We start from the raw sequence: 15380 nt of genomic DNA on the forward strand, positions 1-15380 counted from the left end.
GCGCTCCTGGTGCAATCGTCAAAGAAGGTTCGGTTGGACGACGGATGGTTGCCGCGCGGTGTCCGGGAGGCCGGCGAGGAAGTCGTCCAAATGCACGAGGCGCTGCCCCCGGATCCCGGGACAGTTCCCGCGCAGGTCGAGCCGGGGCGGGCGGCCCTCGTCGTGGAAGTAGACCGCCTCGAGGCCGTGCTCCTGCCGGAACGCGAGGACGGGGTTGGCGGCGAGGAAGTCGCGAACCGACGGGCTGTCCCGGCGGACCCGCAGCATGAGCCGCTTGCCCGCGAAGTGGTTGCGGGGAAGGGCAACTTCGGGATGCATCTTCCGTTTGAACTGGAAGATCCCCTTGCTCAGGAACGGCTCACACCCCGACAGGTCCACCCGGGTGAGGCCGTGCTCGGCCGCCCATTGCAGGATCAGGACGTACATCGCCACGTAGGTGGCGGACGCGTACGCCTCACCGTCGCCCCGGGCCACGCCGGCCAGCCGGACGACCAGCGTGCGCCCTTCGAGCCGGCACAGCATCCCTGCGACCCGGCGGCCCGACTCGCACAGGAAGAACAGCACCCCGCGTCGGAAGAGACACACCAGCGCGCTGTCCCGGTCCTCCGAACGGGCGGCATCACCATGTCTGTTCACCATGGTCGGCCGGTGCATGTCGTCGTAGAAGTAGGCGAAATCGCTCTCACCGGCGGCCACCTCGAGCGTACGTCGGTGGGAGCGCAGTTCACGTGCGTGCTGCTGCCGCGCCTTGCGGGAGAGCCTGCCGATCACGTCCTGCGGGTCGGGCCCGACCGGCACGGCCAGCGTGACCCGGAAGGGCAGCAGCAGGCTGTGCCGGGGCAGCCGGGCCGGGACGCGGTCGCGCAGCATCCCGACCGCGAGGATGTCGGCGCCCGGGGCGGCCCGGCCGTCCACCAGATCAGCCCACGTCGTGCCCCGCCGGATGCGCTGCGACGCGGTACCGCGCCGCTGCTCCAGGAAGGGCAGCACGTGGGTCAGGCCCTGCGGCAGACCGCCGTACGCCAGCGCCGGTCCGGCGCCGTCCGGCCGGGACAGCGTGACCCGGGGCCGCGCGGCGAGGGCGGCATCGGCCAGGGTGTGTGCCCGTACGACGCGGGGGTCGGCGCTGTTGTTCCAGACGTACCGCCAGGTCGGTGGGATCACCCTGCGTCCACCGTGTCCCCGGCGATCAGAGCGGTACCGGCGGGAGCGGACGCGAGAGCAGCGCCGCGGTCCACGACACGGTTCTGATCGTCCACGAACACCACGCTGGGCACGAGCTTGGCCGCGTCCTCGTCGGGCACCGTCGCGTAGGAGATGACGATGACGAGGTCACCGTTCTGGACGAGGCGGGCAGCCGCGCCGTTGACGCCGATGATGCCACTGCCGCGCGGCCCCTCGATCACGTACGTCTCGAACCGGTTGCCGTTGTTGATGTCCACCAGGTGGATCAGCTCGCCGGGGAGCAGATCGGCGGCATCCATCAGATCGGCGTCGACGGTGAGGGAGCCGACGTAGTTCAGATCGCACTGAGTGACCGTGGCGCGGTGGATCTTGGATTTCAGCATCGTACGGAACATGGATGTTCTCTCTCGGGTAGGTGGGGTACGCCTGGACTAGGCGTGGGCGGCCGCGAGTACGACCTTGGCGAGGTCGTCCGCGGTGGCCACCCGGGTGAGGTGTTCGTCCCGCAGCGGGGCGAGCAGTTCGTCGCTGTAATAGCCGGAGGCGTGCACCACCACGTCGGTGTCCGCCGCGATCAGGCCGCGTTCGCGGGCCGTGAGCACCCCGGTGAGCGCCTTGACCAGCGACCACTCACGGATCAGGGAGGGGTCGGCGGCGACCGTGATGCCGGCGTCGGCGGCGAGCGAGCGCACCTCCTCGAACTTGTCGAGGCATTCCCGGCGGGACACCACGACACCGCCGCCGCCGTGCCGGGCGACGATCTCGTTGACCTGTGCCCGGGTCGGCGGCTCCTTGGTGTAGAAGGTGGCGTCGATCACCTCCTGAGGGTGGTCCGTGACCGCCGGGAACTCGGCCGCTGTGGACTGCCGCCACAGCCCGGACCCCTGGTCGTGCGTGTACTCGGGAACCTCCATGCCGAGCAGGCTGGTCACCATGTCGGCCGTGGCGAGCTGCTGGACCAGGAAGAACCCGGGGTGCCGGGCGGGCTTCGGCAGGCCGGTCGCACCGTCGCCGAGCAGCTGGTGCCCGAGGTGGTAGCCGAGCAGTCCGAAGGCACTGGAGACGGCATGCGCGTGCAGCCGTGGCGCCGACCGTGCGGTGACGGGCAGCAGTTCGGCCTCCACGAAGGCGCGCACCGCGTCCGCGATGCGGTAGTTGTCGAGGTCGAGGGTGTACCAGATCCGGAAGCCGGTGGAGTCGAAGATCTCCGCGGCGGACCGCTCGACGACCTCACTGCTGAGCAGCTTCACATCGCCCGGCCGCTCGACATCGGCCACCACCACGGGATTCGCCGTCCGCAGCGACGGCTCCGCGGTCAGCGGGCAGTCGCGCAGCTTGGAGCGCGACGCATCGGGGGCGAGCACGACGATCCGCAGCTCGTCGGGCGTGGCCAGGCCCGTCTCGTAGGCACGGGCCACCGCGTCGCGCAGCGCCGTCCCCTTGTTGCCGGAGGTCGGCGTGACCAGCAGCACCCGCTCGCCGGTGCGGCGGATGTGCGCGGCGGCGCGGGCGATCATCAGCAGCGACGCGACCGTCTTCGTCGTCCGCGCACCGGGATTGCGCATGAGGTCGAGCAAGTACAGCTGGGGCCGGATCTGGGTCAGGCCGACATCCGTGACCTCGGTGAACCTGGTGAACGCGGCTGGTTTCGCGTCCATCTCCAGAGGTATCAGCGGTGGCGCGGTACGCGAGGCCGCAGTCGTGCGCGCGGCCGCCTGGATCTGCTTGAAGTATCGGTCGAGCACGTTGCGCACGACCTGGCCGGTGACGGCCACCGGGCCCGCAGCGGGCATGAGTGATCCACTCCTTCGGGAAGCTGTTGGATGAGCGCCTATGACGTCGTCGATGGGCACCGGGCCCGGCCGCACCGGGCGGCTCAGTGCCCGGCGTGGCCCGGGCCGGCCGGAGAGTGCAGCCAGCCGTCCGGATCCGGGACCAGCCCGTGGTGCAGATCGGTCAGTGCCGTGCGCAGCGCCAGCGTGACCGGGCCCGGCTTGCCCTCCCCGATGGTCCAGCTGGTGCCGCGGTCCACGACGGTGCTGATCGGGGTGACCACGGCGGCCGTTCCGCACGCGAACGCCTCCGGCATCAGGCCCGCGTCGCACTCGGCGCGCCACTGGTCAAGGGAGACACGCTCCTCCACCGCGTCGTAGCCGAGGCGTTCGGCCAGCGTGAGGATCGTGGTGCGCGTGATGCCGGGCAGCAGGGTGCCGGTCAGCTTCGGGGTGACCACCTGTGCCTGCGCCCCCTGGCCACGGACCAGGAAGAGGTTCATGCCTCCCATCTCCTCCAGGTAGCGCCGCTCGGCGGCGTCCAGCCAGAGGACTTGCTGGCAGCCCGCGGCTTCCGCCTGCCGCTGGGCCAGAAAGGAGGGGGCGTAGTTGGCGGCCACCTTGACGTCACCGGTGCCGCCGGGGAAGGCGCGGCTGTACTCGTGGCTCGCGAAGACCGATACCGACTCGACGCCCTCACCGAAGAAGCCGCCGGCGACGAACGCCATGACCAGGAACCGGTACGTCCGCGACGGACGCAGCATGAGAGAGGTGTCGGTCCCGAACATGATCGGCCGTAGGTAGATGCTGTGGGCGGGATCGTCGGACAGGCTGCCCTCGTCCGCGTCGATCAGCTGATCGACGGCCGCCACGAATGTCTCGACGGGCAGCTCGGGCATGGCGAGGCGGCGGCAGGAACGCTGGAAGCGCGCGGCGTGGTCGTACGGACGCCAGACACCCATCGAACCGTCGGCGCGCCTGTGGGCCTTGAGTCCTTCGTAGGCGACCTGACCGTAGTGCAGGCCGATCATCCCGGGGTGGACGGACAGGTTCTCCAGCGGAGTCAACCGGCCCGGGGACCAGCCCTCGTCCTCGGTCCACTCCATGCTGATCATGTGGTCGGTGAACGACTCGCCATGGCCGGGGTGCCGCACCACACGGCTGGCTGAGGCGGTGTTCGGTTCGGATACGGCGGACATGTGGGCAGCTCCTTCGGAAGGGGGTCTCAGACGAGCGGGGCGAAGAAATAGGTGTCGCGGCTGGAGAAAAGACCGTCGGGGCGCACGGTGAAGCTGTCCGCGAAGCGCAGGTGCACCGCGGTGCCGTCGTGCAGTTCGCCCTGGAACTCGCCGAACACACCCACGGTGTGGCCGTCCGTGAGCAGAGTGGTCAGAGAGTGTCGGCCGGTGCGGATCGTCCGGTCCCGGCCGTAGAAGCCGCGCAGGCCCTCGGGCCCGACCATGAGGTCGTAGCCGGGCCGCCGGTAGGCGGCGTCGGAGGCGAACAGCGCTGCCAGGCCGTGCACGTCGCCGCTGTCGACCAGGTCGTAGAAGCGGCGGACCGTGCGGATCGCGAGCTGTCGGCCGGGAGCGGTGGTCACTGACGTGCCTCCTCGATACGGGCGGTGGTCATGAGCCGCCTCGGCGGCGGGCTGTCAGCACGGGTCCGGTGGTGCAGGCCGGTGCGAGCCGGCCGACGAGGTCGGCGACGGTGGGAGACTCGAAGACCGCCTTGATGGACAGTTCCGCCCCCAAGGCCGAGCGGACCCGGTTGATCAGCCTGGTGACGTGCAGGGAATGACCGCCCAGCTCGAAAAAGCTGTCGTCGATGCCGACGCCGTCGATCCCGAGGACCTCGCAGAACAGGGCGCACAGAACGGCCTCCTGCTCGGTGCGCGGTTCACGGCCCGCCTCGCGCGGAGCGAGGACGGGAACCGGCAGGGCGCGGCGATCGAGCTTGCCGGTCGCCGTCATGGGGAGCGCGTCCACCGGGACCACCGCGGACGGCACCAGGTGGTGGGGCAGCCGTTCGGCCAGGAACGCGCGGACCGCCGCGGGACTCACACCGCTGCGGTCCCGGGCCACGACGTACGCCACCAGACGCTTGTCGCCCGGTACGTCCTCTCGCACGACGACCGCGGTCCGCACCAGCCCGGGGTAGTCGGCCAGCGCCGACTGCACCTCACCGGGTTCGACACGGAAGCCGCGGATCTTCACCTGGTCGTCGGCACGTCCCAGATACTCCATGATTCCGTCGGCCCGCCATCGCACGAGATCGCCGGTGCGGTACATGCGTTCGCCGGGCGCCCCGAAGGGACAGGCGACGAACCGCTCGGCTGTCAGGTCCGGCCGGCCGAGATACCCGTGGGCGAGCCCGACCCCGGACATGTAAAGCTCACCGACGGTGCCCGGAGCCGTAAGGGCGAGCTTGTCGTCCAGCACGTACAGGCCCTTGCCGCGCAGCGGCCGCCCGACCGGGATGGAGGCTCGGGCACCGTCCCCGGCGGTGATCCGGTGGGTCAGGGTGAAGATCGTCGACTCGACCGGCGAGTAGCCGTTGATCAGCCTGATCTGCGGGAACTCTCGCACCAGCCGCATCACATGGTGCACCGACGCGGCCTCCCCGCCAGTCAGCACCTGCCGCAGGCCGGCGAAGGTCGCCGGGTGCTCGTCCAGCAGGAAGTTCAGCAGGCTTGCCGACACATGCAGCGTGGTGACGCCGTGCTCCCGCACGAGGGAGGTGATGACCGCCGGTTCGGGGCGCCGCCCCGGCTGGAGCACACACGCGCCGCCGGAGAACAGGGCACCGAACAGTTCGAGCGCGAAGGCGTCCCAGGACACGGGCGAACACTGGAGCCACACCTGGGAGGGCTCCATGGCTGCGAAGTCCTGGCCCAGCATCGTGCCCACGATCGCGCGGTGCGGAGTCACCACGCCCTTGGGCGCGCCCGTCGAGCCCGATGTGAACATCACACAGGCGGCGTCCTGCGGCCCGACGCGGCGCCCGAGCCCGCGACCCGGCTGCCGGGCGATCGCCTCCGCGTCGGCGTCGACACGCACCAGCACATCGGGACGCACGGGCAGCCGCCCTGCGAGCTCCGTCCCGGTCACCACGGCCCGGGCGGAGGCATGGGCGAGCAGCGCCTCCACACGAGCGACCGGCAGGTCGGGGTCGAGCATCGTGTACGTCCCACCGGCCTTGAGCACGGCCAGCACGGCCACCACCAGCTCGATTCCGCGTTCCAGATACACCCCGACGACATCGCCGCGCCGCAGCCCGGCGGCGATCAGGTGGTGGGCCAGCCGCCCGGCCCGCACATCCAGCTCGCGATACGACAGCCGCTCCCGTTCGAAGATCAGGGCGTCGGCGTCCGGCCGCTCCGCCGCCCGCTGTTCGACCAGCTCATGCACCAGGCAGTCCGCCGACTGCCGTGCCGGTGAGCCGTTCCAGCCGACCAGCAGCGTCCGGCGTTCGGCGTCCGACAGCGTCTCCAACCGGCTCAACGGCCGCTCCGCGTCGGCCAGTGCGGCCTCCAGGAAACGGAACAGACGATCCGACAGTGTCACGATCGACGATCGGTCGAACAGCTCGGCGGAGTAGCTCACGGAGACATCCATGCCGGCCGCCGAACCGTCCGAGTGGTGGCCCTCGGAGATCTCCATGACGACATCGACGGCGTTGAGGTTCAGGTCGAGCACCCGCACCTCGGCCGTCAGGCCGGAGAACTCGGCGTGAGCGGACGTGAGTTCACCGGGGGCGAGTAGCACCTGGAAGAACGGGTGGCGGGACGAGGGGCCGGCGGTTGCCAGTTCCTCCACCAGGCGCTCGAAGGGCACGTCCTGATGGGCGCCGGCCTCGACGGCCGTCCCGCGGACCCGTGTGACGAGTTCAAGGAACGAGGGGTCACCGGACACATCGATGCGCAGCACCAGGGTGTTGACCGCCCCCGCCGCGTCTCGCCCGGGAGCCGGGGCGCCCAGGGGAATGTCCGTGCCCACGCCCAGCCGGGACAGCAGGCCCGCCATGGCCGCTTGGAGCACCAGGAACACCGGCACCTGATGCTCCTGCGCGAACGCGATGAGCCGTCCGTGCGGTCCAGCGCCGATCCGTGCCGTATGAAGCACGGCCCGGAAGGACGGCGAGGCAGGGCGGGGCCGGTCGCTGGGCAGGGCCGGCTCTTCGGGCAGATCGGCCAGGGCGCGGCGCCAGTGCGCGAGATGCCCGGACGGCTCGGGCCGCCCGTCGAACACCGGAGCGTCACGACGGAGGCGCACCTCAGGCGTGCCGCCCTGGCACCGCGCGGTGTAGGCCGCGGCCAGGTCGCCGAGCATCTGGTCGAGCGAACCGTGCACACCAGCCGGGTGCCGTGTCACCAGCAGCAGAACATGGTCCTCGGCGCTCACCGAGAACAGCTGAGCCTGCCCGGACGCCTCACCCGCCTGCACGTAGTCGCGCACGACCGTTGCCAGGGCGTCGTGAAGGTCCTCCTCGGAGCAGTGGGACACCGCCCGGGGGAGTCGCGTCTGCGATGCGAGGTCGGTCACCGCCTCCCGCAGGGCGTCGACGTCCAACGGTCCCCGCAGCCTGATGCTCAACGGGACGGTGCCCTGCGGGCGGGGACCCCCCGGTAGGTCATGAAGCCAGAGCCGGGCCTGCTCGAATGCTGATGTAGTCATCGAAGTCTTCCCAAGGTTCAGCCGGTCAACTGATTGCGGGAGCCGCCATCGACGGCGGGCACGGGCCACAGGTCCTCGTGCCCCAGGGAAGCGGGGGCGTACTTGCCCAACGCGCTGATCAGCACGCGCAGTTCGAAGGCCAGGCAGGACACCAGACGGGTCAGCCCCGCGGCCGGATCCTCATCGACGGCGATGAGCGCCGCGCGCCCGAGTCCGACGGCGGTGGCACCCAGCGCAAGGCACTTGACGGCTCGGCTGCCCTCCCACATCCGACCGGAGGCGAGCAGGCACGCATCACGGTTCCCGATCCGGACCAGGCACTCGCCCAGCGGCAGTCCGACCTGGCCGATCGTGGCGAGGGGGGCCCAGCCGGTACCGCCCTCCGCCCCGTCGAGGATGACGGCGTCGGCGCCCGCTTCCCAGGCGGTGGCCGCGGCGTGCGCGATGTCCCGCCCCGGATGCAGCTTCACCCACGCCTTCGCCCGGGGGAAGTTGTTGCGCATGAGTCGGACCTGCTGGCGCAGGATCTCCTCCGTGAAGGTCCCCGGGCTGCCCGACCGTAGGATCTCATCGGCGTCCCTGCCGAAGATCTCGTCCATCGCGAACTGCTTGTCCACCTGCGCGGCGGCCGAGCGGTTCAGCAAGGTCATCCCGCCGAGGCCGGGCTTGGCCCCCTGACCGACCTTGAGCTCGAACGCCAGCCGCCCGCTGTCCAGCAGCGGCCTGGCGGACGGGTCGCTGTAGACGAGGTTCCACACCTCGGCGTCGGCGTCCTCGGTGCTCTGCTGGATGACCAGCCCGCCGTACCCATCCGGCAGTTCCTCCTGGTAAGCGGCGAGCCGGTCGAGGACGGTGCGACGGGTCTGCTCACCGGCCCTGCCGTAGCCCGTCATGGGCACGACGTTTTCGCCGATGGTCATGGGGATGCCCAGACGGCCGGCCTGTCGGCCGGCGTTCAGCACCTGCTCCGTGCCGGCTGCCCTGGTCGATCCGAAGGCGGACACGTAGAGCGGCAGCGTGGAGCGCAGTCCACCGATCGCCGTGTCCAGCACCACGTCGCTGTGCAGGGGTTCGCGGCCGAGTTCGAGCAGCTTCTCCAGGCGTTGCGGCATGAACACGGGCGGAGTCAGCCGCATGCCGTCCAGGGGATCGCCGGTGTCGGCGGGCACCGGGGCCGAACCGAAGAGGAGCTGCCCGTAGTCCCGCCGGTCGGGGAAGGCCGCGGCCATGCCCTCGCGAGCGCGCCGTCGGACCGCTTCCTCGCCGAAGTCGTGTGCGTGCAGATCGTTCACGGCGACACCACTCCGGGCACCTTCGGGAACGCGGACGCCTGCCAGACACCGTCCAGCCCGGCGATGTAGCGGGTGAACCGCTCCAGGCCGATGCCGAAACCCGCGCTGGCGGGGATGCCGTCGCGCAGCAGGTCCAGATACCAGCCGTACTTGGCCGGGTTCTCGCCGGTCTCCCGGATACGGCTGACGATGCGCGTGTACTCGTACTCGCGCTCGCTGCCGCTGCACAGCTCACCGAACCCCTCTGGAGCGAGCAGGTCGAAGTTGCGCAGCACGCCCGGCTCGGTCTGGCTCTCACGGTCGTAGAAGCCGCGTGACCCCTTCGGATAGTCGGTGACGAACACCGGTCGGTCCAGGTGGCGGGAGAGCAGAGCCTCACCCGACCATTCGATCTCGGTGTCCGTGCTCTGCACATGGCCCAGTTCCCGTAGCCGTTCCAATGCCTGAGCATGCGTCATGGACGCGAACGCCTGTGTCACCAACGCTTCGAAGGCCGAGGGGTCACGACCCAGTACCTCCAGCTCCGCCGGCAGATCGACGACCACACGTCGCACGATCTGCCGGACCAACTCCTCCAGAACCACGCTGATTTCCTTGCGCGAGGCACCGGCCATCTCGACGTCGATCTGGTGGAACTCGGCCAGGTGACGGCTGGTGTTGGTGGTTTCCAGCGGCTCCAGGCGGATGTTGGGCGCTATGCAGAAGATCTTGTCGTGGGTCAGCAGGGAGGCCTGCTTGTAGAGAATCGCACTGGTCATCAGCTTGTACCGGTGACCGTAGAAGTCCACGTCCACCTGCTTCGAGCCACGGGTCCCCGGGTCGGTCACCGGTCCGATGATCGGCGGCAGCATTTCCACGAACCCGGCCTCCGTGAGGTGTTCACGGGCCACGACCAGCATGTGCCGCTGGACGGCCAGCACGGCCCTGGTGGCGTCCGAGGTGAGGTGCTGCCGGAGCTGACCGGGGGACGGCAGCGGCTGTGCGAGCTGCACGGACTCCGGAACGTTCGTCATGAGACGGATTCCTTCTCGTGTCGGGTTCGAGTGACTCGGGAGAACGCCGCGCCGGCCAGAGCGATCTGGTCGTAGGTGCGCTCGGCGAAGGACAGGGAGCTGAGCAGGTCGGCGGACGAGAGCCGGGCTCGGCCGTCAACGGTTCGGCGTACCGGCATCGAGCCGACGTCGCACCAGTGCAGCCGTCCCTCGCCGTCCAAGTAGCTGCGCGTGCGCCCGGCGTTGTCCGGATGCAGACAGTACGGAACGTCCAGCAGCCCCGTCGCGAACGCCTGGATCAGTGCCTTGCTGACGGAACGGTCGAGAGCGAGCACGGCGTCGATGATCGTCCGCGCCTCGTCGAGGATGCCGGTGTTCTCACCGCCGGAAGCGGTGCGCACGGCCGGTTCACGCGAGGCGGCTCGCGCGGCGAGCTCCAGGGCTGCGACGTTCTCCGCGATGCTCGGAATCCGATGCGCCTCGGCGGCGGTCTTGACGATGAGCCGGGCCGCACCGGTCCGCACCGCCAGCCGAGCGGCGTCCTCCAGGAGAAGCGCGGCCCCGGCCGACGTACGCGGGAAGACGCCCATGTACGCGTAGAGGACGATGTGCCAGTCCATGGGGCCCAGCAGCTCTCCAGCGATCGTGGCCAGGGCGCCGATGGCTTCCTCGTCCTGCGCGGCATTCGGCTGCTGCGCATAGCTCAGCGAGACGCTGCGCAGCCCGTGCTGCTTGAAGAAGAGCGCCTCCAGCACCGCCAGGGCGACCAGCAGACCGGGCGGGCACAACTGGCCCATCATGCAGCCGCCGAACGTCTCCAAATGCGGCTCGGCGCCCGTCTCCTGGAGGCGCGCGAACATCTCGCAGCAGCGCGCCCAGTCCGCCACGGACTGCTCCAACGGATGGCGGCTGTACGGCAGGCAGTAGGAGACCGGGCCACCCTCTGTGGTGGTCAGTCCCGCAGCGGTCAGGGCTTCGAAGATCGCGTAGGGGGAAGGCGAACCGTGCCGGACCTGGACGGGGAAGTCCGGGCCGGCGATCCCTTCGATGACGCCGAGCGTGGTCGCGGTGCCGTGGGCCACGATGGGGTAGCCGTTGAGCGCGACACCCTCGGCCAGCGCGCGACGAGCAAAGTCGTGCGAGTCCAGGCGGGTGTAGCTGTCCAGCGTGATCGTGCCCACCGTGATCGCCTCGGCCTGCCGGGTGGCTCGCAGTCCGGAGCGCATCAGCTGTGGGTCGCTCATTCCCATCCGCGGCTGGACCACCAGATGACCGGCGCGCTGGGCGGCGCGGACGAACGACCCGAAGGACCCGGTCGACGGCCCGGTGCCAGGCCGGCCACCCAGGTGCGGCAGGGGCCGTGCGTGATGGCCCTCGCTCACTGCCTCACCCCGGACGGCAGTGACTGGACGAAGTCACGGAAGCCGACGATCGCGGAGTTTCCCTCGAAGACCGCATCGACTCCGGCCTCGAGCAACTCCACGGAGACGCTCCCTGGTTCTCCGCCGGCGATGCCGAGCTTGCCTCCGATGACGAGGGGGGTGGTGTGCAGTTCGGGGCAGCGGCGCAGCAGCCTCACCACGCGCTTGCCGTCGACGAAGCCGTGTCCGTTGACCGTGGAGATCACGATCAGATCGGGACGCCGGGCCCGACATTCGTCGACCATCAGCTGGTCGGGCACACACGCACCGAGGTTGGTCACCCGGTGCCCGAGCTCTTCGAGGAGGAGCTGCAGGTAGACCAGATTCCACGTGTGAGCGTCCGAAGCCACGCTGGTGACCACGACGTCCAGGCCCACGATGTCGGCTGGATACGCGTCGAACTGAACTTCCACAGTCGTTTCCCATCGAACGGCTTTACCTGAACTAATTGCTTGCACCGACCAACGCGGCGACATTGCCCGGTGCCTGCACACCTTCCATGAGGTGCTGATGAGCCTGGCCGATCTGGTCGAACCTGTAGGTATGGCCGAGATGGGGAGGCAGAAGTCCCATGTCGACCAGACGTGTCACGGCCTGGCACTCTCGCGGATTGGCGAAATGAGAGCCCTGGAGCCGTTTCTGCCGCATCCAGAGATATCTGAGGTCGACGTCGACATCGAAGCCGGACGTGGCGCCGCAGATCACGATCATCCCGCCCGGGGCACACACGAAAACTGACGTCGGTATGGTGTCGCTGCCAGGATGTTCGAACACTATCTTGGGAGACACCTTCTCGCCAAGGATATTCCAGATCTCCCGCCCGAAGGCCCGCAGGTCCGCAGCCCACCGCTTGTGTTCATCGGTGCCGGTCGGTGGACGGTGTCCCCAATGCTGGAATTCGGTGCGGTCGATGACTCCGGCGGCGCCCAACTCCAGGCAGTACTTGGCCTTCTCCGGAGAGGACACCACGGCAATGGGCTTTCCTCCCATCTGGAGAGTGAGGGAGATGGCCATCGAGCCGAGCCCACCGGACCCGCCCCAGATGAGAACGGCGTCCCCGGGCTGCACCGTGTTGGGCGGCCAGCCGTTGAGCTGCCGGTACGCGGTGGCGCCGGTGAGTAGGTACCCCGCAGCTTCGGCCCAGTCGAGGCGGGCGGGCTTGGGCAGGCACTGGAACTCTGCCACCAGCGTGAACTGGGCGAACGACCCCCAGTTCAGCTCGTAGCCCCACACCTGCTGTGACGCCGCGAGCATGGGGTCGATGCCCAGCCGGACATCGGGGTCGTCCTCGTCCCACCGGCAGCCGGAGAGCACGACCTCGTCCCCCACCGTGACCCGTCGTACGCCGGCTCCGACCTTCCAGACGATGCCGGAACCCTCCGAACCGCCGATGTGAAACGGCTCGTCGCTCCCTTGTCTCTGGCGCATCGCGACGACGTCGACGGGCTTGCCCTTGGCGGCCCAGACATTGTTGTAATTGATTCCGGCGGCCATGACCGCGACCAGAACGAATCCCGGCGGAACCTCGGGGGTGTCGACGACTTCAGTCCGGAAAGCAGTTTCCGGATCGCCGTACCGCTCGGGACGAATCACCGAGGCGTACATGGAGCGGGGAACGGTACCGAGCGGGGGCAGATCTCCGATCTCGTACAGAGTGCTGGTGCTCGAGGAGTTCACTGCAATCTCCCGTTCTCGAATGGTGAGGGTTCGGATGACAGGCGGCTGGTCCCGGAGCTCGCCATGTGCCGAACGATGTCATCGGCTATCAGGCCAATGCTCGGGAGCCGCATGACCGTGTAGTGGTCTCCCGCCAGGTCCGACACTTCGATCGTGTTGACGAAGGGGCTCCAGACGGCTTCCAGGGAATCCGTCCACTGGTTGTCGCGGGCGGTGTACAGCCGAAGGTCGCAGTTCACGGGAAGCGGCACGAACGAGGCCATGGCCTGCAGCTGGAATTTCCTGATTCTGAGATGGGATTCCACGGCTGCGGGACCCAGCAGCAGGATGTCGTCGCTCACCCCGGCCGCTCGCAGGACGCCCATCGCGTCCGGCCTGATCCCGTTCGGCTCGTCGGTGCTCCGCAGGCCGTCGATGTCTGCGAGTAGATCGTCGATGGCTTCGGCGTCCTCGATGGTCCGCTTCTGCACCTGCTCCGACGGAAGTACGGAATCGATCACGGCGAGCATACCGACTTCCAGGTTCGATGCCTGGGCCTGCCGCGCCAGCTCCATCGCCACGAGCCCTCCGAACGACCAACCCGTCAAGAAGTACGGTCCGTTCGGGTCGAGCTCACGCATGGCTGCCAGGTAGCGCGTGGCCTGCTCGGTGATGCTTCTCTCCACAGCGGTCCCGTCCGCCGGCACGTCTATGCCGAGCACGTTCACCCGCCCGTCGAGCCGATGGGCCAGATGGGCGTAGGCACTCGTGCCGCCACCGATCTCGTGGACGCAGAACAGCGTCGGACGGCCGGGCACGTGGGTGTTCAGACGCACGATCTCCGGCGCGGACGGATCGGGCGCCGATATGGCCCGGGCCGCCTCCCCGGGCTGGCGCAGGACGGTGGCGAGGCCGGCGACCGTCGGAGTCTTCAGAATGTCCTTGGGCAGCAGGTGGAAGCCCCGTGTACGGGCTTCGACCACGACCCGGGTGGCGAGGAGGGAGTGTCCGCCGAGGTCGAAGAAGTTGTCGTGGATGCCGACCCGGTCGACGCCGAGTGCCCGGGCCCAGATGCCGGCGATGGTCGCTTCGGCTTCGTCCCGCGGCGCCGTGTACGAGGTGGCGAGGTCGGGCCGGTCGCCATCGGGAGCGGGCAGGGCCCGGCGGTCCACCTTGCCATGGGTCGTGAGGGGCAGTTCGCTCAGCACCATGAAGGCCGCGGGCACCATGAACTCGGGCAGGCTGTCGGCACACCATCGGCGCAACGCCGACGCTCCGGGCCGCGCTCCGGGTCGCGGCACTACGTAGGCCGTGAGGCGTTTGTCCCCCGGAGAGGCCTCCCGGACGTCGACCACCGCCGACGCCACGTCCTCGTGCGCCGCCAACCGCGCCTCGATCTCGCCCGGTTCGACGCGGAAGCCGCGTACCTGGACCTGGGTGTCGATCCGGCCGAGGAACTCCAGGTTTCCGCTGGGCAGCCAGCGGACCAGATCACCGGTGCGATACACCCGGCGGACCCTTCCGCCGATCTCCACCTCGACGAACTTCTCGGCGGTGAGCTCCGGCCGGTTCAGGTATCCGCGCCCCACACCGACTCCACCCACCAGCAGCTCCCCGGGCACGCCCACGGGCAGCAGCCTGCCGGCTCCGTCCACCACGAAGACCTCGGTGTTCGCGACGGGACGGCCGATCGGCACAACGGCCTCCGCAGACGCGATCACCGCCGTCGTCGCGGTGACCGTGGTCTCCGTCGGTCCGTAGGCATTGACGAGCGGAACCGAGAACCGCTCGAACCACTGGGACACGAGCGGCGCGGAGAGCGCTTCGCCCCCGAGGACCAGCCGACGCAGCGAGGCCATCTTCGAAGGATCGAGGTGTGGGAGCATCTGCTCCCACACCGCCGGAGGCAGATTCGTAGCAGTGATGTCCCGGTCCGTGATGATCTCGGCCAGCTCCTCCGGCGTCCACTCCGGAGCCCGCAGCACCAGCTGTCCGCCCGCCAGCAGCGTCGTGAAGACGTTTTCCGCACCCACGTCGAACGTCATCGAGGCGAACTGAAGAAACGCGTCGCCCTGTCCGAGCCCGTAGTGCAGCCGCATACCCCAACACCGGGCACTGAGTGAGCGGTGCTGGATCATGACGCCTTTGGGGGTGCCGGTCGAGCCGGAGGTGTAGATGACGTAGGCGAGGTGGTCGGGGGTGGTGTGGTGGTCCGGGTTGGTGTCGGGGAAGCCGGTGATGGTGTCGGTGTCGGTGTATACCGTTTGGGCGTTGTGGGCGGGGAGTTGGGGGCGGAGGCTGCTTTGGGTGAGGAGGACGGGGGCGGCGGTGTCGGCGAGCATGAAGGCGAGTCGCTCGGCCGGGTATTGGGGGTCGAGTGGGACGT

Annotated in this window: 12 protein-coding genes; all 12 read right to left on the bottom strand. The window is 69.2% G+C overall.

Annotation, left to right across the window (positions count from 1 at the left end; translation table 11 throughout):
• Positions 1-18 precede the first annotated feature (18 nt).
• Entirely contained in the window at positions 19-1164 is a 1146-nt protein-coding gene (locus tag ABZ924_RS31225; RefSeq protein ID WP_361917198.1) for a GNAT family N-acetyltransferase, read from the bottom strand.
• Positions 1161-1580 (bottom strand): aspartate 1-decarboxylase, encoded by a 420-nt coding sequence (panD, locus tag ABZ924_RS31230; protein WP_327381594.1) that lies wholly within the window; start codon positions 1578-1580, stop codon positions 1161-1163. The genes ABZ924_RS31225 and panD overlap by 4 nt, the downstream gene beginning before the upstream one ends.
• Before the next feature lie 36 nt (positions 1581-1616).
• Positions 1617-2978, bottom strand: a complete 1362-nt coding sequence (locus tag ABZ924_RS31235) for a DUF6002 family protein (protein WP_361917201.1) — start codon at positions 2976-2978, stop codon at positions 1617-1619.
• Positions 2979-3061: 83 nt separating this feature from the next.
• Positions 3062-4156 carry a branched-chain amino acid aminotransferase gene (locus ABZ924_RS31240; protein WP_361917204.1) on the bottom strand — a complete coding sequence of 365 codons (1095 nt, stop codon included), beginning with the start codon at positions 4154-4156 and terminating at the stop codon, positions 3062-3064.
• A 26-nt stretch (positions 4157-4182) separates the two neighbouring features.
• Positions 4183-4557 carry a nuclear transport factor 2 family protein gene (locus ABZ924_RS31245; RefSeq protein WP_361917207.1) on the bottom strand — a complete coding sequence of 125 codons (375 nt, stop codon included), beginning with the start codon at positions 4555-4557 and terminating at the stop codon, positions 4183-4185.
• A 28-nt stretch (positions 4558-4585) separates the two neighbouring features.
• Entirely contained in the window at positions 4586-7528 is a 2943-nt protein-coding gene (locus ABZ924_RS31250; protein ID WP_361917210.1) for an amino acid adenylation domain-containing protein, read from the bottom strand.
• Positions 7529-7650: 122 nt separating this feature from the next.
• Positions 7651-8925 carry a glutamate synthase-related protein gene (locus ABZ924_RS31255; RefSeq protein ID WP_361917213.1) on the bottom strand — a complete coding sequence of 425 codons (1275 nt, stop codon included), beginning with the start codon at positions 8923-8925 and terminating at the stop codon, positions 7651-7653.
• Entirely contained in the window at positions 8922-9938 is a 1017-nt protein-coding gene (locus ABZ924_RS31260; RefSeq protein ID WP_361917216.1) for an asparagine synthetase A, read from the bottom strand. Before ABZ924_RS31260 ends, ABZ924_RS31255 begins: the two co-directional genes overlap by 4 nt.
• Complete coding sequence (locus tag ABZ924_RS31265) at positions 9935-11299, bottom strand: methylaspartate mutase (protein ID WP_361917219.1); 1365 nt, start codon at positions 11297-11299, stop codon at positions 9935-9937. Before ABZ924_RS31265 ends, ABZ924_RS31260 begins: the two co-directional genes overlap by 4 nt.
• Positions 11296-11751 carry a cobalamin-dependent protein gene (locus ABZ924_RS31270; RefSeq protein WP_361917222.1) on the bottom strand — a complete coding sequence of 152 codons (456 nt, stop codon included), beginning with the start codon at positions 11749-11751 and terminating at the stop codon, positions 11296-11298. Before ABZ924_RS31270 ends, ABZ924_RS31265 begins: the two co-directional genes overlap by 4 nt.
• Positions 11752-11782: 31 nt before the next feature.
• Entirely contained in the window at positions 11783-13015 is a 1233-nt protein-coding gene (gene ccrA / locus ABZ924_RS31275) for a crotonyl-CoA carboxylase/reductase (RefSeq protein WP_361917225.1), read from the bottom strand.
• Positions 13012-15380: amino acid adenylation domain-containing protein (locus tag ABZ924_RS31280; protein WP_361917228.1), on the bottom strand; the 2369-nt coding region annotated here is incomplete at its 5' end. The genes ccrA and ABZ924_RS31280, both read right to left, overlap by 4 nt.

Origin of the sequence: Streptomyces sp. NPDC046876 (genome assembly GCF_040645035.1) — a bacterium.
Classification (GTDB): Bacteria; Actinomycetota; Actinomycetes; order Streptomycetales; family Streptomycetaceae; genus Streptomyces.

Excerpts from the sequence above, each read along its gene's own strand:
- ABZ924_RS31235 (WP_361917201.1), bottom strand. The coding sequence starts at position 2,978 with ATGCCCGCTGCGGGCCCGGTGGCCGTCACCGGCCAGGTCGTGCGCAAC.
- ABZ924_RS31260 (WP_361917216.1), bottom strand. The coding sequence starts at position 9,938 with ATGACGAACGTTCCGGAGTCCGTGCAGCTCGCACAGCCGCTGCCGTCC.
- panD (WP_327381594.1), bottom strand. The coding sequence starts at position 1,580 with ATGTTCCGTACGATGCTGAAATCCAAGATCCACCGCGCCACGGTCACT.
- ABZ924_RS31240 (WP_361917204.1), bottom strand. The coding sequence starts at position 4,156 with ATGTCCGCCGTATCCGAACCGAACACCGCCTCAGCCAGCCGTGTGGTG.